Below are 23,740 nucleotides of genomic sequence, written 5' to 3'. Positions count from 1 at the left end.
CAACGATTGGCGTGATCGAACAGCGTCGAACTGCGGGAGGGCGCCTTGACGCTCCAGGCTGCCGGGATCACCGAGACCGAGGAGACCGTGTACCGCCTGCTGGTGACCGCGGGAGGCTCCTCGGCCCAGGAACTCGCCGACCGCAGCGGCCTCCCCCGGACCGACACCGACGCCATCCTCGGCAGCCTCATGGCCAAGGGCATGGTCAGCCAGAGCGACGGACTGCCCCCGCACTACCGCCCCACACCCCCCGACGTGGCGCTCATGCCCCGCCTGCAACGCGGCTCCGACGCCCTCGACCTCGCCCGCGCGGAGGCCTCCGCACTGCTGGAGACCTACCGCGAGACCATGCGCCGCCAGGACATCGGCCAGCTCATCGAGGTCATCACCGGCGCCGAGGCCCTCCGCCAGCACCTCCGGCAGATCCAGGCCGGGGCCCGCGAGGAGATGCTGTGGTTCTGCAAGGCCCAGTACGTGGCGATGCCGTCCGGCAGCAACAGGGCCGAGTACGAGGCGCTGGCCCGCGGGGTGCGCTACCGGGTGCTCTACGAGAAGGCGTTCTTCGACGACGACGGCGCCATCGACAACGTTGCCGAGGGCGTACGGGCCGGGGAGATGGCGCGGGCCGTCCCCCACCTGCCACTGCGCCTCGCCGTCGCCGACCGGGCCATAGCCATCTGCCCGCTCGTGCCCGGCGGGCCGCACGGCAACCCGGAGGTGCCCACCGCCGCGCTGGTCCGCGACAGCAACCTGCTCGCCGCCCTGATCGCCCTCTTCGAACGCTACTGGGAGGACGCCGTCCCCCTCGTCGTCGACGACAGCGGAACCGTCTCCGGAACGGACGGCTCCGGCGCGGCCGACCCCCTCACCGCCACCGACCGTCGGCTCCTCTCCCTGCTGACGGCGGGCGTCGCCGACAAGGCGATCGCGACCCAGATGGGACTCAGCCGCCGGACCGTCCAGCGCCGCATCCAGCGCATGATGGAACTGGCCGGAGCGACGACGCGGATGCAGCTGGCGTGGCAGGCAGCCAGACAAGGGTGGTTGTGAGCCGATCACGAGCGGTCCGAGACCGGTCGTCACCCGGCCCCACCCGATCACCGCGTCAAACAGAAGGTCCTGATCCCACCCCTCCCTCCCGCCACGATCACTCGTTTGTCAGTGCCTGGCCGTAGGGTGGTCGCGCTATGACGAAGCCCTCACTCCCTGAACTCCTGCACGCCGCCGTCACCGCCGTCGGCGGCACGGAGCGCCCCGGCCAGGTGACCATGGCCGAAGCCGTCGCGGACGCGATCGACGGCGGCTCGCACCTGCTGGTCCAGGCCGGCACCGGCACCGGTAAGTCGCTGGGCTACCTGGTGCCCGCGCTCGCCCAGGGGGAGCGGGTCGTCGTCGCGACCGCGACCCTGGCGCTCCAGCGCCAGCTCGTCGAACGCGACCTGCCGCGCACCGTCGACGCGCTGCACCCGCTGCTGCGCCGCCGCCCGGAGTTCGCCATGCTCAAGGGCAGGTCGAACTACCTCTGTCTGCACCGGCTGCACGAGGGCGTCCCGCAGGACGAGGAGGAGGGCCTGTTCGACCAGTTCGAGGCGGCCGCGCCCACCAGCAAGCTGGGCCAGGACCTGCTGCGCCTGCGTGACTGGTCCGACGAGACGGAGAACGGCGACCGGGACGACCTCACGCCCGGCGTCTCCGACCGTGCCTGGGCGCAGGTGTCGGTCTCCTCGCGGGAGTGCCTGGGCGCCTCGAAGTGTGCCTACGGTGCCGAGTGCTTCGCCGAGATGGCCCGGGAGCGCGCCAAGCTCGCCGAGGTCGTCGTCACCAACCACGCCCTGCTCGCGATCGACGCCATCGAGGGCGCCCCCGTACTGCCCCAGCACGAGGTCCTGATCGTCGACGAGGCCCATGAGCTGGTCTCGCGCGTGACCGGCGTCGCCACCGGTGAGCTGACCCCCGGGCAGGTCAACCGCGCGGTGCGCCGCGCCGCCAAGCTCGTGAACGAGAAGGCCGCCGACCAGCTCCAGACCGCCGCCGAGGGCTTCGAGCGGTTGATGGAGCTGGCCCTGCCCGGCCGTCTGGAGGAGATCCCGGAGGACCTCGCCTACGCCCTGATGGCATTGCGCGACGCCTGCCGCACGGTGATCTCGGCCATCGGCGCGACCCGCGACAAGTCCGTGCAGGACGAGGACGCGGTCCGCAAGCAGGCGCTGGCCTCCGTCGAGACCGTCCACGACGTCTCGGAGCGGATCGTCAACGGCTCCGAGTGGGACGTCGTCTGGTACGAGCGCCACGACCGCTTCGGCGCCTCCCTGCGCGTCGCACCGATGTCCGTCGCGGGCCTGCTGCGCGAGAAGCTCTTCGCCGACCGCTCCGTGGTCCTGACGTCCGCCACCCTGAAGCTGGGCGGCGACTTCAACGGCGTCGGCGCCTCGCTCGGGCTCGCCCCCGAGGGCACGGAAGGCGACGACGTACCGCAGTGGAAGGGCGTGGACGTCGGCTCCCCCTTCGACTACCGCAAGCAGGGCATCCTGTACGTCGCCAAGCACCTGTCGCGGCCCGCGCGGGACGGCGACCGGGCGGACATGCTGGAGGAGCTGACGGAGCTGATCCAGGCGGCCGGGGGACGCACCCTGGGGCTGTTCTCCTCGATGCGGGCGGCCCAGCTCGCCGCGGAGGAGCTGCGCTCCCGGGTCCCCGAGTTCCCGATCCTCCTCCAGGGCGAGGAGACCCTGGGCGAGCTGATCAAGAACTTCGCCGCCGACCCGAGGACGTGCCTGTTCGGCACGCTCTCCCTCTGGCAGGGCGTCGACGTCCCGGGGCCCAGCTGCCAGTTGGTCGTGATGGACAAGATCCCGTTCCCGCGTCCCGACGACCCGCTGATGAGCGCGCGGCAGAAGGCCGTGGAGGAGGGCGGCGGCAACGGCTTCATGGCGGTGGCCGCCACCCACGCCGCCCTGCTGATGGCCCAGGGCGCCGGTCGGCTGGTGCGCGCCTCGGGGGACCGCGGCGTGGTCGCCGTGCTCGACCAGAGGCTGGCCACTGCCCGGTACGGCAGCTACCTCAAGGCGTCCATGCCCGACTTCTGGTACACGACGGACCCGAACCAGGTCCGCAGGTCGCTGGCGGCCATCGACGCGGCGGCACAGAAGGCGGAGGCGGAGACGGAGGCCTGATACGGGCTGCCGGGCCGGACCGATCGTCCGGGCACACAGCAGGACCCCGGAACCGGCGCAGGGGTTCCGGGGCCTGGTCAGGAGGGGGCGGGTCGACGGCCCGCCGACCGCGGCGTCAGACGCGGCGCAGAACGGCCACCACCTTGCCGAGGATGGTGGCGTCGTCGCCCGGGATGGGCTCGTACGCCGAGTTGTGCGGGAGGAGCCACACGTGGCCGTCCTCGCGCTTGAAGCGCTTGACGGTGGCCTCGCCGTCGAGCATGGCGGCCACGATGTCGCCGTTCTCGGCGACCGGCTGGCGACGGACCGTGACCCAGTCGCCGTCGCAGATGGCGGCCTCGATCATGGAATCGCCGACGACCTTGAGGACGAACAGCTCACCGTCGCCGACCAGCTGCCGGGGGAGGGGGAAGACGTCCTCCACCGACTCCTCGGCGAGGATCGGGCCACCGGCGGCGATCCGGCCGACCAGCGGCACGTACGACGCGGCGGGCTTGCCCGCGGTGTCCGTGGGCTGCACGGTGGCGGCCTGGTCGGAGCCGCGCACCTCGTAGGCACGCGGGCGGTGCGGGTCGCGGCGCAGGAAGCCCTTGCGCTCCAGCGCCATGAGCTGGTGTGCGACCGAGGACGTGCTGGACAGGCCGACCGCCTGACCGATCTCCCGCATGGACGGCGGGTAACCGCGCCGCTGCACGGAGTCCCTGATGACCTCGATCACCCGGCGCTGCCGGTCGGTGAGCCCGGAGCTGTCCGCCCGGATGCCTGGAGGTCGGCCAGGCAAGGAGCGCTTGTGCCCCTCGGGATTCACGGCTTCGTTCATGGCATGCACCGGCTCGAGTCGGCCCTGGGAGCGGTCCTGGGCGGTGATGGTGGCGCTGTCTGCGGTGGTGGTCACGTCGGCCCCTCTCGATGGTCTCCCTGCTGCACAACGGTAGTTGCTTTCGAAAGGTTGCGCCAAACACACGTTCGAGTGAAAAAACGCGAATCGCCGTACTTAATCACGTGTCCAGGTGTATGGGTGACGCGCCGCCGTGCAGACAAAAGCGCTCATTGCTGTACGCTTCCCCGCCGAGGCGGCGCCCCTGCCGGGGCGCGCCCCAGTCTGCCATCCGGTGTCCCGTCAACCGGGCACCGGCCCTCGTCCGCACGGAAGATCTGCGCGAGAGTCCCACGCCTCTTCCCGATGGCGCTCACGGTATCCCCGTAAACCGCGCCGCGATACGGCCGGGAGCGGAGGGGTCGCGGTCGAGCCCGGGCGATGGCCTGCTGGCACAGGGTGGCCACCCGACTCCCATGCGTGGGCGACACGCGCGATAGGTCCGGATGTACGGGCCAATCCCCACATCTAGTGGTTGGATGGCAACAGCAGCCCAGAAGTTGTGGTCCCCCGGGTCTTGGAGCCCGCGACGATCGCCTATGCTGGTGGCTGCTTCGTGGGGCCCCTGGGGTCCAGCGAGGCTATTGAGTCTGCTGTGAGGAGGGTTGGAGTACATGCACTGCCCCTTCTGCAGGCACCCCGACAGCCGCGTCGTCGACAGTCGTACGACCGACGACGGCACGTCGATCCGCAGGCGCCGCCAGTGCCCGGACTGCTCCCGTCGTTTCACGACCGTGGAGACGTGTTCGCTCATGGTGGTGAAGCGGTCCGGAGTCACCGAGCCCTTCAGCCGTACCAAGGTCATCAACGGTGTGCGCAAGGCATGCCAGGGACGGCCTGTCACCGAGGACGCGCTCGCCCAGCTCGGCCAGCGGGTCGAGGAGGCGGTGCGGGCCAGCGGTAGCGCCGAGGTGGCCGCCCACGAGGTGGGGCTGGCCATACTCGGCCCCTTGCAGGAACTGGACCTCGTCGCCTATCTGCGATTCGCCTCCGTCTACCGGGCGTTCGACTCGCTCGAGGACTTCGAGGCGGCGATCGTGGAGCTGAGGGAGCAGAAGACGGGACACCCTGCCACGGACGACGAAGACGTGGCCGACGGGGGCCGGCAAGACGGAAGCGGGCCGGGGGGGACCGGGCAGGTCCCCGAGCCCGCGGGCGCCGCCGACTGACCGGCGGGCCGGGGCCGACGAGGAGTGCGGGCTCGGCCCCCTGATCCGTCGGCGGCGATCGAAGACCTGTTGCGGGCAGCGGCCAGAGGGTGCCCGCAACACCAGACAGAACACCGTGCCACGGGAACATCGGGGCACTTCAGGGCGTTTTCGCCCGTACAGGGAGGCGGCATGACAGAGACGGCGAGCGGTCCGGCAGCGCGAGGTTCCCGGGCAAAGGGAGCGAAGGCCACCAAGGGACTGCGTATCGAGCGCATCCACACCACTCCCGGCGTGCACCCGTACGACGAGGTGTCGTGGGAGCGCCGTGACGTCGTCATGACCAACTGGCGCGACGGCTCGGTCAACTTCGAGCAGCGTGGCGTCGAGTTCCCCGACTTCTGGTCGGTGAACGCGGTCAACATCGTCACCAGCAAGTACTTCCGCGGTGCCCTCGGCACCCCGCAGCGCGAGACCGGCCTGAAGCAGCTGATCGACCGCATCGTGAAGACGTACCGGAAGGCCGGTGAGGACCACAAGTACTTCGCCTCGCCCGCCGACGCGGAGATCTTCGAGCACGAACTGGCCTACGCCCTCCTGCACCAGATCTTCAGCTTCAACAGCCCCGTCTGGTTCAACGTCGGCACCACCCAGCCCCAGCAGGTGTCCGCCTGCTTCATCCTGTCCGTCGACGACTCCATGGAGTCGATCCTCGACTGGTACAAGGAAGAGGGCATGATCTTCAAGGGCGGCTCCGGCGCCGGCCTGAACCTCTCCCGGATCCGTTCCTCCAAGGAACTGCTGTCCTCCGGCGGCAACGCCTCCGGCCCGGTCTCCTTCATGCGGGGCGCCGACGCCTCCGCCGGAACCATCAAGTCCGGTGGCGCCACCCGGCGTGCCGCCAAGATGGTCGTCCTCGACGTGGACCACCCCGACATCGAGGACTTCATCGAGACCAAGGTCAAGGAAGAGGAGAAGATCCGCGTCCTGCGCGACGCGGGCTTCGACATGGACCTGGGCGGCGACGACATCACGTCGGTCCAGTACCAGAACGCCAACAACTCGGTCCGGGTGAACGACGAGTTCATGACGGCCGTGGAGCAGGGCGGCCAGTTCGGGCTGCGCGCCCGGATGACCGGCGAGGTCATCGAGGAGGTCGACGCCAAGGCGCTCTTCCGCAAGATCGCCGAGGCCGCCTGGGCCTGCGCCGACCCCGGCATCCAGTACGACGACACCATCAACAACTGGCACACCTGCCCCGAGTCCGGCCGGATCACCGCGTCGAACCCGTGCAGCGAGTACATGCACCTGGACAACACGTCCTGCAACCTGGCCTCGCTGAACCTGATGAAGTTCCTGAAGGACGACGGTAAGGGCAACCAGTCCTTCGAGACCGAGCGCTTCCAGAAGGTCGTCGAGCTGGTCATCACCGCGATGGACATCTCCATCTCCTTCGCGGACTTCCCCACCCAGAAGATCGGCGAGAACACCCGCGCGTTCCGCCAGCTCGGCATCGGCTACGCCAACCTCGGCGCCCTGCTGATGGCGACCGGCCACGCCTACGACTCCGACGGCGGCCGCGCCCTGGCCGGTGCCATCACCTCCCTGATGACGGGTACGGCCTACCGCCGCTCCGCCGAACTCGCCGCGGTCGTCGGCACCTACGACGGCTACGCCCGCAACGCCGACGCCCACAAGCGCGTCATGAAGCAGCACTCCGACGCCAACGGCACGGCCGTCCGCATGGACGACCTGGACACCCCGGTCTGGGCCGCCGCCACGGAGGCCTGGCAGGACGTGATCCGCCTCGGCGAGAAGAACGGCTTCCGCAACTCGCAGGCGTCCGTACTCGCGCCCACCGGCACCATCGGCCTGGCGATGTCCTGCGACACCACCGGTGTCGAGCCCGACCTCGCCCTGGTCAAGTTCAAGAAGCTGGTCGGCGGCGGCTCGATGCAGATCGTCAACGGCACCGTCCCGCAGGCCCTGCGCCGCCTGGGCTACCAGGAGGAGCAGATCGAGGCGATCGTCGCCCACATCGCCGACCACGGCAATGTGATCGACGCCCCCGGCCTCAAGCCCGAGCACTACGAGGTGTTCGACTGCGCCATGGGCGAGCGCGCCATCTCCCCGATGGGCCACGTCCGCATGATGGCCGCGATCCAGCCCTGGATCTCCGGCGCCATCTCCAAGACGGTCAACATGCCGGAGACGGCGACCGTTGAGGAGGTCGAGGAGATCTACTTTGAGGCGTGGAAGCTGGGCGTCAAGGCGCTCGCCATCTACCGGGACAACTGCAAGGTCGGCCAGCCGCTCTCCGCCAAGAAGAAGGAGCCCGCGGAGGAGAAGACCGAGGCCTCGACCGCCGTCGAGCCCACCAAGGTCGAGAAGGTCGTCGAGTACCGCCCGGTCCGCAAGCGCCTCCCCAAGGGCCGCCCCGGCATCACCACGTCCTTCACGGTCGGCGGCGCCGAGGGCTACATGACCGCCAACTCCTACCCGGACGACGGCCTCGGCGAGGTCTTCCTGAAGATGTCCAAGCAGGGCTCGACCCTCGCGGGCATGATGGACGCCTTCTCCATCGCCGTCTCGGTCGGCCTCCAGTACGGCGTGCCGCTGGAGACCTACGTCTCGAAGTTCACCAACATGCGCTTCGAGCCCGCCGGTATGACGGACGACCCGGACGTGCGGATGGCGCAGTCGATCGTCGACTACATCTTCCGCCGCCTGGCGCTCGACTTCCTGCCCTTCGAGACGCGCTCGGCGCTCGGCATCCACTCCGCCGAGGAGCGCCAGCGTCACCTGGAGACCGGCTCCTACGAGCCGCTCGACGACGAGGACATGGACGTCGAGGGCCTGGCCCAGTCGGCCCCCCGGCAGACCGACCTGAAGGCCGTCGCCACCCCCAAGGCCGAGACCGAGGCGGCCAAGCCCGCCCCGCAGCAGGCCCACACCAGCGCCGAACTGGTGGAGATGCAGCTGGGCATCCAGGCCGACGCCCCCCTGTGCTTCTCCTGCGGCACGAAGATGCAGCGGGCCGGTTCCTGCTACATCTGCGAGGGCTGCGGCTCGACGAGCGGTTGCAGCTGAGAGCGAACGGGGGGCACGTCGACCACGACACTCGACGTGACCGCTGATCACTGACACCAGAAGGGGCGCCAGCCTTAGGGCTGGCGCCCCGCTGGCGTCGCGGTAGCTCAGCGTGCCTTTTCGCCGCCCGCCGCCCCGGCCGACTGGCTTTCCGGTCAGCCCTCGGGTCTCCGACTGGCTCGGATCGCTGCACCGCTCAGGACCGTCTTCACGGCAAACACCGGGTTGAGAGGCTCCACGAGTTCCTTGGTGGCGACGGCCAGGAGACCCTCGGGTACGTCACCGTCCAGCAAGCCGCTCACGTATGCGATGGCCTCCGCGGGCGAGAGCACGGGGAGCTTCTGGCGCAGCGTCCGCACCGCGTGCAAGCGTCCGCGCCCGGCGGCGACTTCGCGCAGCGCGTCGTGCAGATCGTCTACGGCGGTGCGCACCGGGAGCCCACGTATCCGGGCTCGATAGTCGGTTTCCCACTCCCCGGTCACCGCGGAGACGACGCCGATCTGGTGCAGTCCGCCGTCGACGCGGTCGACCAGGTACGGCCCGTTACCGGCCAGCATGAACTCAGGGTTCCCAGTGCGAATGAACTCCTCGGAGGTCCAGGAGACGATCCACACCAGCTCGTGCTCCTCGACGTCGACCACGGCCATCCGCATCGCGTCCACACCCGTGGCCCGCCACCGCTGACAGTCGCGCTCCAGCTGGTCCTCGACAGCCCGAACGGCGGCCTCTCGCTCGATCACATCCGCAGCGTCCCTCACGGGCCCCTCTCTCGGCCAGCAAAGTAGTCCCTGAGGAGGAGGGCGCCGGTCACGAGGCCGGTGCCCTCCTCGTCATCGGTTCAGGGGCGGCGGTGCGCCCCCATGACGCGGGTGAAGGAGGCCGGGTCGTCCTCGAAGCCGTGGACGCCCGGACGGAAGTCCCACGCCCCGGAGTCGTCGCGAACGAACTCCGCCACCGTCGCCGCGGTCGCACCGAGCACGGCACCGAAGTCGTCCGTGGCGAGGTCGGTGTACCCCTCGCGGATGAGCAGCGCCGGGTTGATCACGCTGACGAACGTCCGCGGACCGGGGCGCTGCTGGATGACGACACCGACCACCACGCGCGCGTACCGCTTGTCGATCCGGTCGAACTCCACCGTCAGGACCTCGTCCCAGCCGAAGCCCTTGCCGTCCTTGCTGTCGCGGTTCAGATGGATGGTGCCGTCGGGGGAACGGCTGTCGAAGTGCACCACATGGGCGGGATCGCCGTACGGATCCGTCGCGTGGTAGGTCGCGGCGACTATGTCCAGATCGGTGGGCGGCTGCCCCGCCGGACTGGGATCCCACTTCACCGAGACCTCGACCTTGTGGATCCCCTTGATGAGGCCGTTCACCGGACTTCCCCCTTCTCCGTGTGCCTCAGCGCCAATTGGCGGACATATCAGGCTGGTTGTCCATCCTGCCACGCGCGCGTGCCGTACCGCCCGCGTGATCTCCGCCTGAGCGTGACCGAGGCCACGTCCCCTGGCCTTACGATGGCGCGGTGCTGGTCAAGTGGATTCGCTGCACCGTGGTGGACCGCCGCGGCTTCGAGCGGGGGCAGCGAAAGTGGGCGGGGCTTCTGGGGGAGCCGGGATTCCGGGGGCAGGGCGGTGGTTGGAGCCGCGGGCGCCCGGGGGTGGCGCACGTCTTCGCCTTCTGGGAGAGCCGTGCCTTCTACGACTCGTTCATGGCGCGCTCCCATGACCGGCTCGCGGCAACCCAGTCGGGCACCTTCAAGGACGCGCAGGCCACCCTGTTCGACCACCGCTTCGACGTGAAGACCGGCTTCGAACCGCGCTTCACGGACGCGGACCTGATCCGTGTGGCCCACTGCCGCGTCCACGAGGAGCGCGCCGAGCACTTCACGCTCATGCAGGAGAAGGTCTGGAACCCCGCGATGGCCGGTTCACCCGGCATGGTCCGGGGACTGTTCGGCGAGGCACCCGGCAACGAGTTCCTCATCCTTTCGATGTGGAAGTCGGCCGCCGAGCACGGCAAGTACCGCACCGAGCGCGTGGAGCGGCTCGCGCTGCGCGCACAGACCGAGGCGGACATAGCCGCCCTCACGGGCGACATCGTCGACATGGAGCCGACCTGGACCGTCTGACGGTGGAGAAAATGTGTGACCTACGCCGTATGGAGCCCGTACGGGTGCTCGACCCGCCGTCAGTCGATCTAGGGTTTCCGGCATGGCACGACCACGGCGCATCGTCCTTGTCCGGCACGGCGAGTCAACGGGCAATATCGACGACTCCGTGTACGAGCGCGAGCCCGACCACGCGCTCGCCCTGACCGAGCGTGGCCGACGGCAGGCCGAGGAGACGGGCAAACAACTGCGCGAGCTGTTCGGGCGGGAACGCGTCAGCGTCTACGTCTCCCCCTACCGGCGTACGCACGAGACCCTCCACGCCTTCCGCCTCGACCCCGAGCGGATACGGGTGCGCGAGGAACCCCGGCTGCGGGAGCAGGACTGGGGAAACTGGCAGGACCGGGACGACGTACGCCTCCAGAAGGCGTACCGGGACGCCTACGGGCACTTCTTCTACCGCTTCGCCCAGGGGGAGAGCGGCGCCGACGTCTACGACCGGGTCGGCGGCTTCCTGGAGAGCCTGTTCCGCAGCTTCGAGGCGCCCGACCACCCGCCGAACGTACTGATAGTGACCCACGGCCTGGCCATGCGCCTGTTCTGCATGCGCTGGTTCCACTGGACCGTCGCGGAGTTCGAGTCGCTGTCCAATCCGGGGAACGGTGAGGTGCGGATGCTCGTTCTGGGAGACGACGGCAAGTACGTGCTCGACCGGCCGTTCGAACGCTGGCGGGACCCGGAACCGTACGGGATCACCGGATAGAGTGGCAGAGCGATGACCGCTGACTCCTCCTCCGACCGGCGCCTGGACCGCGCCCTGGCCAGCCTGCGCGGACTCGCGGTGGGAGACGCGCTGGGCTCACAGTTCTTCGTCCCGGTGAACTATCCGCTGCTGAAGCGCCGCGAGCTGCCCGCCGCACCCTGGCAGTGGACCGACGACACGGAAATGGCGTGCTCCGTGGTCGCCGTCCTCGCCGCCCACCACCGCATCGACCAGGACGCCCTGGCCCGCTCCTTCGCCGAGCACCATGACTTCGACCGGGGGTACGGTCCCGCGGTCAACCGGCTGCTGCGGCTCGTGCGCGAGGGTGGCGACTGGCGGGAGCTGGCCGCCGCGCTCTTCAACGGACAGGGGTCCTGGGGCAACGGCGCGGCGATGCGGATCGCCCCGCTGGGTGCCTGGTACGCCTCCGATCCGGAGCAGGCCACACACCAGGCGGAGATCTCGGCCTATCCCACGCACCAGCACCGCGAGGCCGTCGTCGGCGCCATGGCCGTGGCTGCCGCCGCCGCGCTGGCCGCGGCCCCCGGCGGACCGCCCAGCGCCGAAGCGCTGCTCGACGGCGTCATCGCCCTCGTCCCCAAGAGCGCCGTCGGCGCGGGACTGCGCCGCGCCCGGGACATGCTCGACTACGGTGACGCCGCCACGGTCGCGGCGGTGCTCGGCTGCGGACGGCGTACGACGGCGCACGACACGGTGCCGTTCGCGCTGTGGTCGGCCGCCCGGTCCCTGAGCGACTATGAGACCGCCTTCTGGACGACCGCCCAGGTGGGTGGGGACGTGGACACCACCTGCGCCATCGTGGGCGGTGTCGTCGCCGCGGGGAAGGCGGGTGCGCCGCCCGCCGCCTGGGCGGAGCGGACGGAGTCGTTCCCGGACTGGATGCCGACCGCCGCGCAGGGCTAGGCACCGGGAACGCGTCGCGACTTTCCGTGTGCGGTGGGAACTCTCCGTGACTGCCCGCTCGTTGTGATGACATCCGCTGTGCGACCGGTGCAACCGGTGCGACCGGTGGATTTCTGTGGGCGAGTGGGGGTGTCATGGAGGGGTGGTGGGTGGCTGTGCTCGTGCTGTTCGTGATCGCCGGTGCCCTGGCGGCGGGACCGGCCCCGGTCGGAAGCGGGCGCCGGTCGGCGTGTGCCGCCGCCACCCGCCCCATTCCCACTCGTCCCGTTGCCGTCCCTCCCGCCGCCGCCCGTCCGCAGCCAGGCACGGCAGGCAGTCGCCCTACGCGTCGGTCACCCGGCCATCGGGCCAGCCGTACCGGAGAGGGCTTCCAGGTCGCTCTTGCGGACCCGGATCACCAGCCAGGCGGTGACCAGTGCGAGCACGGCCATCGCCGCGGCCGGGACGAAGGCCGTCGAGATCCCCTGGGCCAGCACCTCGTGGCCCCAGGGCGCGGGCAGCTGATGTGTCCGCGCGAACTCCGCCTGCTGCTCGGGGGTGCTCTCGGCGAGGAACTGCGGGATCTGCTTCTCCGCCTCGTTCTTGCTGGCGGTGCCGAAGACGGTGGTCAGGATCGACAGCCCCAGCGACCCGCCGACCTGCTGTGTGGCGTTGAGCAGGCCGGACGCCGCACCCGCCTCGTGCGGGGCGACCCCCGACACCGCGGTGACCGTCGCGGTCACGAAGTTCAGACCCATTCCGAAGCCGAACACCAGCATGGGGCCGAGCACACCACCGGCGTACGAGCTGTCCGGGCTGATGAAGGTCTGCCACACCAGCCCGACCGCCACCAGCGCCGAGCCGCCGACCATGAAGGGCTTGGGTCCGAGGGTCGGCAGGAAGCGCTGCGACAGACCGGCGCCGATGACGATCGCGACGGTGACGGGCAGGAAGGCCAGGCCCGCCTTGATCGGGCTGTAGCCGAGCACGTTCTGTACGAACAGCACGATGTAGAAGAACATCCCGAACATCGCCGCGGCCAGGCTCAGCATGATCACGTACGTGCCGGAGCGGTTGCGTTCCGCGAACATCTTCAGCGGTGTGATCGGCTCCTTGGCCCGCATCTCGGTGAACACGAAGGTCAGCAGGAGCACCAGCGCGGCACCGAAGGACCCGACGGTCAGGTTGTCCCGCCAGCCCTCCTCCGCCGCCCGGATGAAGCCGTACACGAGCGAGGCCATGCCCAGCGTCGATGTCAGGGCACCCGCGATGTCGAAGCGCCCGGGGTGCCGTTCGGACTCGTTGATGTAGAGCGGGGTGAGCACGGCGATCAGCACACCGATGGGCACGTTGACGAAGAGCACCCAGCGCCAGTCGAGCCATTCCGTGAGCATGCCGCCGGTGAGCAGGCCGATGGCGCCACCCCCCGCGGAGACCGCGGCGAAGACACCGAAGGCGCGGTTTCGCTCCGGCCCTTCACGGAACGTGGTGGTGATGAGGGCGAGCGAGGTCGGCGACGCGATCGCGCCGCCCACGCCCTGGAGCGCCCGGGCGGCCAGCAGCTGCCAGGGCTCCTGGGCGAGTCCGCCGAGCAGCGAGGCGAAGGTGAAGAGCAGGATCCCGGTCATGAAGACCCGGCGGCGGCCGAGGATGTCACCGGCCCTGGCGCCCAGCAGCAGCAGACCGCCGAAGGTGAGGGTGTACGCGCTGACCACCCACGTCAGATCGGTCGTGCTGAACTGGAGCGCGTCTTGAATGTGCGGAAGCGCGATGTTCACAATCGTCGCGTCCAGTACCACCATGAGTTGGCAGGCCGCGATGACGGTGAGTGCGATGCCGGGACGCCCCTGCCGACGAGCCGCACCCGGTTTGGTGTCCTGAAGGATTTGAGAGGTTGTCACTATGGGTCCCCCACGAGCGCTTTAGTGAACGGCTGCGTTCACTGTCGTTCTCACGGTAGTGAGTCCCCGGTAGTGAACGCAACCGTTCACTCCGGCCCCGCCGGCATTGCGTGTCCCCCGCCGTCCTCGCGCGGCGAACACCGCATCCCCGGAACCCCCGCTTCCACTGTTCGCTGGAGACAATCGAATGGTTACTTCGCGCTGGACGGCCGCCTCCGCTCAGGCGGCCACTCCCCGTCGGCGCGGTGCCGTGCTCGAACGTGCGATTCTCGACGCCGCGCTGGAGCAGCTCAGTACGGTCGGCTGGAACGGCCTCACGATGGAGGGCGTGGCCGCCGGCGCCCAGACCGGCAAGGCCGCCGTGTACCGCCGCTGGCCGTCGAAGGAGGACCTCGTGGCCGACGCGCTACAGGCCGGACTGCCCCGTCTGGAAGCGGCGCAGGACCTGGGCAGCGTCCGCGAGGACCTGCTCGCGCTCTGTCGGCAGGCGCGCGACGCCATGTTCTCGCGCACCGGTCTCGCCCTGCGGTCGGTCATTCACGAATGCGACAACCTCCAGGCGGAGCGGTTCCACAGCGTCATCATCGACGGTGTCGTGGAGCCTACGGTCAAGCTGTTGCGCGATGTCATCGTCCGCGGCATCGAGCGGGGAGAGGTCCGGGCCGACGCGGCGAACGGCTACGTCTGCGACGCGGTACCGGCCATGATGATGTACCGATCGAAGATGTGCGGCTGCGAATGGAGCGACCCGGAAATCGGCGAACTGGTCGATCAGTTGATGGTGCCGCTGCTACGGCCGGCCGGGGAGTGAGGCGGAGCCGCTCGGGGTTCGAAGCGGGTCAGGGGAACCGGGGTGTCGCCGGGAGTTCCGGGCGGCGTACGCTAAGGGCGCCATGCCGTACGAACCGCCTACTCACACCGTCGAACGCTCCCTGCGGGCCACGACCGGAGCGAAGATCATTGCCGGTGTCGACGAGGTGGGCCGCGGGGCCTGGGCCGGCCCCGTGACCGTCTGTGCGGCGGTCACCGGACTGCGTCGACCGCCCGAAGGCCTCACCGACTCCAAGCTGCTCACCGTCAAGCGACGGACCGATCTGGCCCTGGAACTCCACAAGTGGGTGACGTCGTACGCCCTGGGGCACGCCTCGCCGGAGGAGATCGACAGCCTGGGCATGACCGCGGCGCTGCGATTGGCGGCGGTGCGCGCCCTGGAGGCCCTGCCGGTCCGCCCGGAGGCGGTGATCCTCGACGGCAAGCACGACTACCTCGGAACTCCCTGGCGGGTCCGGACGGTGATCAAGGGCGACCAGTCCTGTGTGGCGGTCGCCGCGGCGTCCGTGATCGCCAAGGTGCAGCGCGACAAAATGATGGCCGAACTGGGTGTCGAACATGCACACTTCGGTTTTGCGGACAACGCCGGGTATCCGTCGCCCGTGCACAAGGCCGCACTGGCGGAGTGGGGACCCACCCCGCACCACCGTTTGTCGTGGGCGTATCTTGATGCGCTGCCCCAGTGGCGGCACCTCAAGAAGGTCCGCAGCTGGGCGGAGGGAAGCGTTCCGGAGATCGAGGGCCAGCTCGGCTTCGATTTCTGACGATTCCGCTCGCACGTATGTGCCACCCGCCGACGCGAGCCGCACCAACGTTTGATTAACATCAGCTCATGCCTCTCATCCCCGAGGAGCCTCAGATTCACGAGAGTGCCCAGGGTCCCCGCGCCACTCCGGCCAGTGGCCGTACCGCGCCGACCCCTCGTCCCGTACCCGGCCCCCGCCCCGCGGCTCCGCCGCGTCCCGGCCGTCCCGGTCCGCACCGGCCCGCGCCGCCGGTCGGGCGGACGCCCCGTGACGTGGCTGCGGCCAAGCCCGGTGCGTCGGGCCCCGTAGCCCCCGCCCCCTCCGGCGGGGCTTCGCGGACTCCGCAGATCCAGCTCATCCCGGCCACCGCCGCCGGCGCGCTCGACGCCGCCGAGGAAGCCGTGGACCTGCTGCTGGAGTCCGGGCGCACCCCGGGTGACGTGCTGGTGATCACCACCGGCGAACCGCACCCGTGGGCCGCCCATGAACTGTCCTTCGGAGACACGTCGTACTGGGCGCAGCACGACGCCGGTGACGACGTCTTCTACACCGATGCCGCCGTCGCCGAGCGGGCCGCGTCCCGGCCGGTCGTGGTCGTCGCCGTCAACGGCGGCTCCGACTCCGTCGCCGCGGCCGCCCTCCCGCTTGCCCTCAGCCGGGCCGGTGCCCTGCTGATCGTCTGCGGCGACCCGCAGCAGATCAACGCCGTACTGGGCGCGGGCGTCTGAGCCGCTCCCGGCACGCCCGCAAGGGCTGCCGGGTGGCGGCTGCGGGCTGGTGTCGCGGCAGGAGCACGGTGGTCGCCTCGGCATGCGCGCCGAACGGCCTGGGCTCCGTCCCCCCCTCCCGGAGCGGTGACGTGCCCGTGCCTGGAGCCGATCTCCGGATCGGCCGGGCGCGGCTGTGCGGTCCCGGTCCCGGTGTCTCGAAAACGGAGGGTGCGGGGCGGCTGGCCCGCTTCGGCCGGTCCCTCCGCAGCCGTCGTACAGGCGCACCCGCGCGCCCAGTGACGGATTCCGCATCCGGCGCACGGAGCGCACTCGCTCATCGCGTACGAACAGGAAGCCCGCCGTTGGTCTGCGCGGGGCGTGATGCTCCCGCGCCAGGGCAGCTCCGGGACGGCTCAGCGGGCCGCCGCGCGGCGCAGGACCTCCGAGGCGGCACCGCCGGTACGCAGTGGCGGAGGCGGTGCCTCGGAGGTCGCGAAGGGCTCCGGCGGTGAGTCCGCGCTGGGACGGCGTCCGCCGCGCCCCTCGCCGAGCACCTGCCAGCCGTCGCGGGTCAGAGTGATGTACGCCCCACAGCGCAGGCCGTGCAGCGTGCAGGCGTCACGCAGCCCCCACATCCACGCGCCGTCCTCCTCCGTCCAACGCGCGTCGCCCTCGCGGCAGTAGAGCAGCACGGCCGTGCGCACCGGCGTACGGCGGCGCAGGTCGTGCGGTATGACCCGGCGCAGCTGCGAGAGGAGCGCGTTGCGGAACATCCAGCCGTCCGCCGGGGCCGGGCGCCGGATGAACGAGGCGCTGGCACGCAGGCGCTCGTCCGGGTCCAGGACCGCGACGATCGCGGTCGCCGGTCTGGGCCGATGACGCGCGTGCAGTCCGCTGACGACCTCGCGCGGGTTGCGCAGCAAGGGGATCCCCGCGGCCGCCCACTCCGCGGGTTCGAGCATGCGGGCCACGGGGTTCGCGGAAGCGGCGGACAGGTCGGCGGATGTCGACGTGGATGCCGCGGAGGACGGAGCAAATCCGAAGGTCACGATCCTCCCTTCGGCTACGCGCCCACACTGCGGGCGTCATGGGAATCGGGGGAACGCACACCGCAGCGAGGCTCTGCCGGATCACGGTGCCGAGCCGTGCGGGGAGCGGACTTCAATTCTTCCTGTCGAACTGGGATGCGGCAACGAGCAATTGAGGTCACCGATCCTTATGGGGTGTTGAGTGGCTTATATCCCTACCCGCTGGAGCGGCGGGCGACGCGTCGGAGTCGATCACCGTCGAGGTGGCCGATTGTCAGTGTCATCGGGTTGCATGGGGACATGGACGATCTGGAGCTACGGGCCGAAGCCGACGCCATCCTCGCCGAGCTGGTCGGGGACCCTGGAGGTCCGGCGCGGTTGCGGGAGGACCAGTGGCAGGCCGTGGCGGCCCTGGTGCGGGAGCGCCGACGCGCCCTGGTGGTCCAGCGCACCGGCTGGGGCAAGTCGGCGGTGTACTTCGTCGCCACCGCCCTGCTGCGGCGCAGGGGGTCGGGACCGACGGTGATCGTCTCGCCCCTGCTGGCGCTCATGCGCAACCAGGTCGAGTCGGCGGCGCGGGCCGGGATCAACGCGCGCACCATCAACTCCGCCAATCCGGAGGAGTGGGACACCATCCACCAGGAGGTCGAGCGGGGTGAGACCGACGTCCTCCTGGTGAGCCCGGAGCGGCTCAATTCCGTCGACTTCCGCGAGCACTTGCTGCCCAGGCTCGCGGCCACCACCGGCCTGCTGGTGGTCGACGAGGCGCACTGCATCTCCGACTGGGGACATGACTTCCGGCCCGACTACCGGAGGCTGCGGGCGATGCTCGCCGAGCTGGCCCCCGGCGTGCCGGTGCTGGCGACCACGGCGACGGCCAACGCGCGCGTGACCGCCGACGTCGCCGAGCAACTGGGCACGGGCGCGGGGGAGGCGTTGGTGCTGCGCGGGCCGCTCGACCGGGAGAGCCTGCGGCTGGGCGTGGTCCGGCTGCCGGACGCCGCTCACCGTCTGGCCTGGCTCGCCGAGCACCTGGACGAGTTGCCGGGCTCCGGGATCGTCTACGCGCTGACGGTGGCCGCGGCGGAGGAGGCCACCGCCTTCCTGCGGCAGCGCGGCTTCCCGGTGGCCTCGTACACGGGGCGCACGGAGAACGCCGACCGGCTCCAGGCCGAGGCGGACCTGCTGGAGAACCGGGTCAAGGCACTGGTGGCCACCTCGGCGCTCGGCATGGGCTTCGACAAGCCAGACCTGGGCTTCGTGGTGCACCTCGGCTCGCCGTCCTCACCGATCGCCTATTACCAGCAGGTGGGGCGCGCGGGCCGCGGCGTGGCGCACGCCGACGTGCTGCTGCTGCCGGGCAAGGAGGACGAGGCCATCTGGCGCTACTTCGCCGACACGGCCTTCCCGCCCGAGGCACAGGTACGCCAGACCCTCGCGGCGCTCGCCGACGCTGGCCGCCCGCTGTCCGTGCCCGCCCTGGAGGCCCTGGTCGACCTGCGGCGCACCCGCCTGGAGACCATGCTCAAGGTGCTCGACGTGGACGGCGCGGTCAAGCGCGTGAAGGGCGGCTGGATCTCCACCGGCCAGCAGTGGGTCTACGACGCCGAACGGTACGCGTGGGTGGCCCGCCAGCGCACCGCCGAGCAGCAGGCCATGCGCGACTACGTGAGCACGGACGCGTGCCGGATGGAGTTCCTGCGGCGGCAACTGGACGACGAAGGGGCCGCTCCCTGCGGACGCTGCGACAACTGCGCCGGAGCCTGGGCCGATCCCTCGGTCTCGGCGGAGACGCTCACGGGCGCGGTGAAGGAGCTGGACCGGCCGGGCGTGGAGGTCGAGCCGCGCCGGATGTGGCCCACGGGGCTGCCCGCACTGGGCATCGAACTCAAGGGCCGTATCCCCGCCAAGGAACAGTGCTCCACCGGCCGGGCCCTGGGACGCCTCTCGGACATCGGCTGGGGCAACCGGCTACGCCCCCTGCTGGCCGAGAACGCGTCCGACGGGCCCGTCCCGGACGACGTCCTCAGGGCGGCGGTGGCGGTCCTCGCCGACTGGGCGCGCTCCCCGGGTGGCTGGGCGTCGAACGCCCCGGACGCCTCCGCCCGGCCGGTGGGCGTCGTCTCCGTGCCGTCCCTGACCCGTCCGCAACTGGTCGGCTCCCTCGCCCAGGGCATCGCGAGCGTCGGCCGCCTCCCCTTCCTGGGCACTTTGACGTACACGGGGCCGGACGGCGCGCACACGGCACGCCGCAGCAACTCAGCCCAGCGCGTCAGGGCGCTGTCCAGTGCCTTCACCGTCTCCGGCGAACTGGCAGACGCGCTGAGGACCGCCGAGGGCCCCGTGCTGCTCGTGGACGACTACACCGACTCCGGCTGGACGCTCGCCGTCGCCGCCCGCCTCCTCCGCCGGGCAGGGGGCAAGGAGGTGCTTCCGCTGGTCCTGGCGTCGGCGGGCTGATCTCTCGGGCCCGAGAACTCATCACCCGTTCTCCCGATTCGTGGCGTCGGACCTCGATCGACGCGTCCTGACGCGTCCCTGATCGGAGTTATCCACAGACCCAAGCGGAACCTTGTAGTCCGCGAGATCGTCGACGCATGACACATCACGACAGTGCCTACGACGGCGACCTCGCCCCCCACCAGATCACCCTGCGCACCCCGGCCGAGCTGGCCGACGCCCTGCCCTACCTGCTCGGGTACCGTCCCGAGGACAGCATCGTGCTGGTCGCCCTCCACGACCAGGGCGGACGCGGCCGGTTCGGTGGCCGGGCCCGCCTCGGCATCCCGACCAACCCCGACGACTGGCCGTCCGTGGTGAGGCAACTGGCGCACGGCCTGGTGAAGGGCAGCGAGCGCAGGGGCACACGCCCCGAGCAGATGGTCGCCTACGTCTGCCAGGAACCCTCGCCCGGCGAAACGGGCCGCCAGGTCATGGAGCGACTGCGGCCACTCATTCACCAGCTCCGCATCGAGTGCGGCCACCTCGACGTCCCCGTGATCGACGCCCTCTGCATCTCCGACACCCGCTTCTGGTCGTACTGCTGCGAGATCGAGGGCTGTTGCCCGCCCGAGGGAGCACCGATGGGCCTGCCCGGCACCTCCGTGCTGGCCGCGGCAGCCACCTACGCCGGACTCCAGGTGCGGGGCACCCTCCGGGAGCTGCGCGCCCGGCTGCTGCCCCGGGAGACCGCCCTCGTCCCGGCACAGGAGGCCGCGCTCGACACCGCGGGCCTCACCCTGGTGCGGAGGATCCTCGACGAGACGAGCCGTGAGCGGGTCGCGGAGGAGACCCTGGAACTGGCGGCGCGGCTCATGGCCCGCCTCGCCGCGGCACCGCCGGTCTCCGGCACCCCGCAGGCAGACCTCCGTGACGACGAACTGATCAGCCACGACGAAGCCGCGACCCTGATCCTCGGACTCCAGGACCGTACGACCCGCGACCGCGCCGCCGAGTGGATGGAGGGAGACGAGGCCGGTCCCGCGATGCGCCTCTGGCGGGCCCTGGCCCGGCGCTGCGTCGGCTCCTACACCGAGCACGCCGCCGCGCCGCTCACCCTGGCCGGCTGGGTCGCCTGGTCCACCGGCGACGACATCGAGGCACGCGAGGCCCTCGCCATGGCCCTGGGCGCCGACCCCGACTACCTCTTCGCCCGGCTTCTCCACCAGGCGGTCAACGAGGGCCTCGACCCGGAATCGGTACGACGCTGCCTGCGCGCCGAACGAGAAGACCGGGACGTCACCACCGACGAGGCACCGGAGGCGGCCTCCGCGCGGCGGGCCCGGCCCGGAGACGTCGCGTCAGGGCCGAGTTCCACCGCCCCAGGCCCACAGCCGCCGGGAGGAGACACCCGCCCGGGCGGCGGCCGGGCCGGACGCACCAGGCCGTCCGACACCCGCACCGGAAGGACCCGGCCCCATGCCTCGGTGCTCCGGTCGGCCCGGCAGCGTCGCGGCAGCCGTACCGGAGACGGGACGCCGGTGAACGGCGGCACCGAGGGGGAAGCATGATCGCATCCGGCCTCCGCGTTCCCCGTCGGACGGAGCCGCTGGGAGAGGACACAGGTGGGGACGCGCGCGAGGACGGGGCGGCGCTGGGCCGCGATTCGTCGGGTGTGGAGTGGCGCGGCCGTGACCTGGACGAGCGCGGTTCCGTTCACCTGAGTGGTGGAACGCCCGCGCAGGGCCGCCCGTCGCACCCTCCATGTCCTCCCGGAGCCCCCGCCAGGCGCCCAGCACCTCCGAGGCACACAGAGCGCAGAGGAAGCCGCCCGATGCACCAGCCGACTCCGCCCTCCGCCGCCGACGACGACCGCACATCACATCCCCAGGGCGGCAAGAGGACGATCCATGCGCTGAAGGAGGACAGTCTCCCGACACCAGCCAAGGCCGGGGCCACACCCGGACGGAACCCCCGCACGGGCCCACCCCCGACCGTCGAGCTGCCCCCCGCGCACAACGCCCTCATCTGTGTCGCCCTCCCGGGACTGGCGGTGTCCGCCGAGCACGGGCAGCTGACCGGCCGGGGACTCGAAGGCTTCTACCGGGCCGGACGCCGAGTGCTCTCCCGCTGCCGGCTCCGAGTGGCCGGACGGGAACCGCTCGCCGTGCAGGCCCGGATGGCCGGAGCCGATCGAGCCCGCTTCGTGGGCACCGTGCGAGCCTCGCCGCACACCGGACCGGACCCGGACCTCCTCGTCGAACGGAACCGGCACGCCGACGGCACCGAACGGATCACCCTGCACAGCGCCGCCAACCGCCCGCTACGGCTGCCCGTCGAGGTCGCCCTCGGCACGGACCTGGCACTCCTGGGCGCCATCGCGTCCGGCGGCGCGGGGCCCGAACTGCCCGCCAGCGTCCATGACTCCGGCCTGCGCTGGTCCTGCCCCACAGGCGCGGCATCGGTCACCGCCGACCCACCGCCCACCGACGCGCTGGCCTCCGCCGGACTGCTGCGCTGGGAGTTCGAACTGCCCCCGCACGGCAGTGCCAGCGTCGAACTCAGAGTGCGCCCGGAAGGCGCGGGGCCCCTCCGGGCGGCCGGACAGACGGCCACCAGTCCCCTCGCTGCGGCCCGGGTGACGGGCGACGACCACCGCGCCGAAGCGCTGATGCGCGCCGGTATCGCGGACCTCCAGGGACTGCTGGTCCGCTACCCCGCGCACCCCGCCGACACCCACCTCGCCGCCGGAGCACCCTGGCGCTGCGGCCTGGCCCCGGCCGAGGCGCTCGCGGCGGCCCGGATGGCCCTGCCCCTCGGTACCCGCCTCGCCGCAGGCACCCTGCGCACCCTGGCCCGCAGCCAACGCACGGGCCCCGGCCCCCAGTCCGGCATGATCCCCGGGCCGCACCGCGACACGGGCCCCCAGCTGCCACCGGGCTGCACGGGGACGGAAGCCACCCTGCTGTTCCCCGCGCTCCTCGCAGAGGCCCGCCGCTGGGGCCTGCCCGACACCGAGACCGAGGAACTGCTGCCCGCGGCCGAACGCTGTCTGGACTGGCTGCGGAGCAGCGTGGGCGAGGGTGTGTACTTGTGCGATCCAAGGCCGGGCGGCCACGCCCGCTGCGAAACACAGGCACACGCCCACCGGGCCGCCCTGCTCGGAGCCGATCTGCTCGACGCCTGCGGCAGACCCGGCGCCGCCGGACTACGGCAGTGGGCCCGAGCGTTACGGGCGGCGTTCCGGAAGGACTTCTGGATCGACACACCGGGAGGCGGACGGCCCGCCGCCGCCCGCGCACCCGACGGCCGCCCGCTGCCCCAGCTCGGCTCGGCCGCCGCCCACCTCCTCGACACCGGCCTGCTCGGGGGTGGCACGTACGCGCCGGGGCTGCTCGACGCCGTGCAGTGCGAACAACTCGCCCGGCTGCTCGGCAGCCCGGCCATGGACTCCGGCTGGGGACTGCGCGGACTGGGGGTGCGGGAAGCGGCGTACAACCCGCTCGGCCACCGCGCCGGGGCCGTACGGGTGCGGGAGACGGCGACCGCCGTGGCGGGCCTGGCGGTGGCGGGATACGAGAAGGAGGCCGGCGGACTGCTGCGGGGCGTCCTCGCGGCGGCCGAGGCGTTCGAGTACCGGCTGCCCGAGATGTACGCGGGGGAGCGGCGCACCGACGGCAGTGCCCCCCTGCCCCACCCGGCGGCCTGCCGACCGGCCGCGACCTCCGCGGCCGCCGGGATCCTGTTGCTGACGTCCCTGGCGGGTATCCGCCCCGATGCCCCGTCCGGCACCGTCACACTGCGGCCCCTGCGCAGCGCACCCCTCGGCGAGATCGGACTGCGGGGACTGAGAGTCGCGGGCGCGCCCTTCTCCGTGCGCGTCAGCCGACTCGGCCTCGCCATGGTCGAGGAGGCGGCGGACGGACTGCAACTCGGCGTATGACCCTCCGCGGGGCACCCGACGACCTCGTAGGACGGGCACAGCGCACGACCAACGGGAGCGAACCGTGCGGCCCGGTCGAAAC

Annotated in this window: 18 protein-coding genes; 13 read left to right on the top strand and 5 right to left on the bottom strand. The window is 71.2% G+C overall.

What is annotated here, in order from left to right:
• Window positions 1–45: 45 nt before the first annotated feature.
• Together KBY47_RS11915 and KBY47_RS11910 are read left to right on the top strand one after the other, a co-directional pair.
• Window positions 46–1,050, top strand: coding sequence for a LuxR family transcriptional regulator (locus KBY47_RS11915; RefSeq protein ID WP_210921010.1), 1,005 nt, complete (start codon window positions 46–48; stop codon window positions 1,048–1,050).
• Window positions 1,051–1,187: 137 nt separating this feature from the next.
• Window positions 1,188–3,173, top strand: a complete 1,986-nt coding sequence (locus KBY47_RS11910) for an ATP-dependent DNA helicase (RefSeq protein ID WP_210921009.1) — start codon at window positions 1,188–1,190, stop codon at window positions 3,171–3,173.
• Window positions 3,174–3,288: 115 nt separating this feature from the next.
• Here the strand turns inward: KBY47_RS11910 and lexA are convergent, their stop codons facing one another.
• Window positions 3,289–4,068, bottom strand: a complete 780-nt coding sequence (lexA, locus tag KBY47_RS11905) for a transcriptional repressor LexA (RefSeq protein ID WP_208783605.1) — start codon at window positions 4,066–4,068, stop codon at window positions 3,289–3,291.
• A gap of 596 nt (window positions 4,069–4,664) precedes the next feature.
• On the opposite strand from lexA, the gene nrdR reads away from it, so the two are divergent.
• Together nrdR and KBY47_RS11895 are read left to right on the top strand one after the other, a co-directional pair.
• Entirely contained in the window at window positions 4,665–5,219 is a 555-nt protein-coding gene (nrdR, locus tag KBY47_RS11900; protein WP_210921008.1) for a transcriptional regulator NrdR, read from the top strand.
• 171 nt (window positions 5,220–5,390) lie between these two features.
• Window positions 5,391–8,288, top strand: coding sequence for a vitamin B12-dependent ribonucleotide reductase (locus KBY47_RS11895; RefSeq protein WP_210921007.1), 2,898 nt, complete (start codon window positions 5,391–5,393; stop codon window positions 8,286–8,288).
• A gap of 155 nt (window positions 8,289–8,443) precedes the next feature.
• Here the strand turns inward: KBY47_RS11895 and KBY47_RS11890 are convergent, their stop codons facing one another.
• Both KBY47_RS11890 and KBY47_RS11885 read right to left on the bottom strand, forming a co-directional pair.
• A complete protein-coding gene (locus KBY47_RS11890) occupies window positions 8,444–9,028 on the bottom strand; it encodes a YrhB domain-containing protein (protein WP_210921006.1) in 585 nt (194 codons plus the stop codon).
• 98 nt (window positions 9,029–9,126) lie between these two features.
• Window positions 9,127–9,660: a TerD family protein gene (locus KBY47_RS11885; protein WP_210921005.1), complete on the bottom strand. Its 534-nt coding sequence runs from the start codon at window positions 9,658–9,660 to the stop codon at window positions 9,127–9,129.
• Window positions 9,661–9,809: 149 nt separating this feature from the next.
• Between KBY47_RS11885 and KBY47_RS11880 the strand changes: the two genes are divergently transcribed.
• From KBY47_RS11880 to KBY47_RS11870, 3 genes are all read left to right on the top strand, one after another.
• Window positions 9,810–10,415, top strand: a complete 606-nt coding sequence (locus KBY47_RS11880) for a YdbC family protein (protein WP_210921004.1) — start codon at window positions 9,810–9,812, stop codon at window positions 10,413–10,415.
• Window positions 10,416–10,497: 82 nt separating this feature from the next.
• Window positions 10,498–11,157 (top strand): histidine phosphatase family protein, encoded by a 660-nt coding sequence (locus tag KBY47_RS11875; protein ID WP_210921003.1) that lies wholly within the window; start codon window positions 10,498–10,500, stop codon window positions 11,155–11,157.
• A 12-nt stretch (window positions 11,158–11,169) separates the two neighbouring features.
• Complete coding sequence (locus tag KBY47_RS11870) at window positions 11,170–12,081, top strand: ADP-ribosylglycohydrolase family protein (RefSeq protein ID WP_210921002.1); 912 nt, start codon at window positions 11,170–11,172, stop codon at window positions 12,079–12,081.
• A 332-nt stretch (window positions 12,082–12,413) separates the two neighbouring features.
• On the opposite strand, the gene KBY47_RS11865 is transcribed toward KBY47_RS11870, so the two are convergent.
• Complete coding sequence (locus tag KBY47_RS11865; protein WP_210921001.1) at window positions 12,414–13,961, bottom strand: MFS transporter; 1,548 nt, start codon at window positions 13,959–13,961, stop codon at window positions 12,414–12,416.
• A gap of 187 nt (window positions 13,962–14,148) precedes the next feature.
• Between KBY47_RS11865 and KBY47_RS11860 the strand changes: the two genes are divergently transcribed.
• The 3 genes from KBY47_RS11860 to KBY47_RS11850 all read left to right on the top strand — a co-directional run bounded on the left by KBY47_RS11860 (window position 14,149) and on the right by KBY47_RS11850 (window position 16,266).
• Window positions 14,149–14,772 carry a TetR/AcrR family transcriptional regulator gene (locus KBY47_RS11860; RefSeq protein ID WP_210921000.1) on the top strand — a complete coding sequence of 208 codons (624 nt, stop codon included), beginning with the start codon at window positions 14,149–14,151 and terminating at the stop codon, window positions 14,770–14,772.
• Between the two features lie 82 nt (window positions 14,773–14,854).
• On the top strand, window positions 14,855–15,556 hold the full coding sequence (locus KBY47_RS11855; RefSeq protein ID WP_210920999.1) for a ribonuclease HII: 702 nt from the start codon (window positions 14,855–14,857) through the stop codon (window positions 15,554–15,556).
• Between the two features lie 68 nt (window positions 15,557–15,624).
• The gene (locus tag KBY47_RS11850) at window positions 15,625–16,266 is read left to right on the top strand and encodes a hypothetical protein (protein WP_210920998.1); all 642 of its coding nucleotides are present in this window, start codon (window positions 15,625–15,627) and stop codon (window positions 16,264–16,266) included.
• Window positions 16,267–16,661: 395 nt separating this feature from the next.
• On the opposite strand, the gene KBY47_RS11845 is transcribed toward KBY47_RS11850, so the two are convergent.
• Window positions 16,662–17,297: a hypothetical protein gene (locus KBY47_RS11845; RefSeq protein WP_210920997.1), complete on the bottom strand. Its 636-nt coding sequence runs from the start codon at window positions 17,295–17,297 to the stop codon at window positions 16,662–16,664.
• Between the two features lie 279 nt (window positions 17,298–17,576).
• Here KBY47_RS11845 and KBY47_RS11840 point away from each other — a divergent pair, with 279 nt between their 5' ends.
• The 3 genes from KBY47_RS11840 (at window position 17,577) to KBY47_RS11830 (ending at window position 23,658) form a co-directional block, all read left to right on the top strand.
• The gene (locus KBY47_RS11840) at window positions 17,577–19,736 is read left to right on the top strand and encodes a RecQ family ATP-dependent DNA helicase (RefSeq protein WP_210920996.1); all 2,160 of its coding nucleotides are present in this window, start codon (window positions 17,577–17,579) and stop codon (window positions 19,734–19,736) included.
• A 137-nt stretch (window positions 19,737–19,873) separates the two neighbouring features.
• Window positions 19,874–21,286 (top strand): DUF4192 domain-containing protein, encoded by a 1,413-nt coding sequence (locus KBY47_RS11835; protein ID WP_210920995.1) that lies wholly within the window; start codon window positions 19,874–19,876, stop codon window positions 21,284–21,286.
• 263 nt (window positions 21,287–21,549) lie between these two features.
• A complete protein-coding gene (locus KBY47_RS11830) occupies window positions 21,550–23,658 on the top strand; it encodes a glycogen debranching N-terminal domain-containing protein (RefSeq protein ID WP_210920994.1) in 2,109 nt (702 codons plus the stop codon).
• The last annotated feature ends 82 nt before the right edge of the window (window positions 23,659–23,740 follow it).

This window comes from Streptomyces sp. B93 (genome assembly GCF_018070565.1).
Lineage (GTDB): Bacteria > Actinomycetota > Actinomycetes > Streptomycetales > Streptomycetaceae > Streptomyces.
Note: the sequence above shows the minus strand (reverse complement) of the source record. Positions and strands in the feature narration are given on the sequence as shown.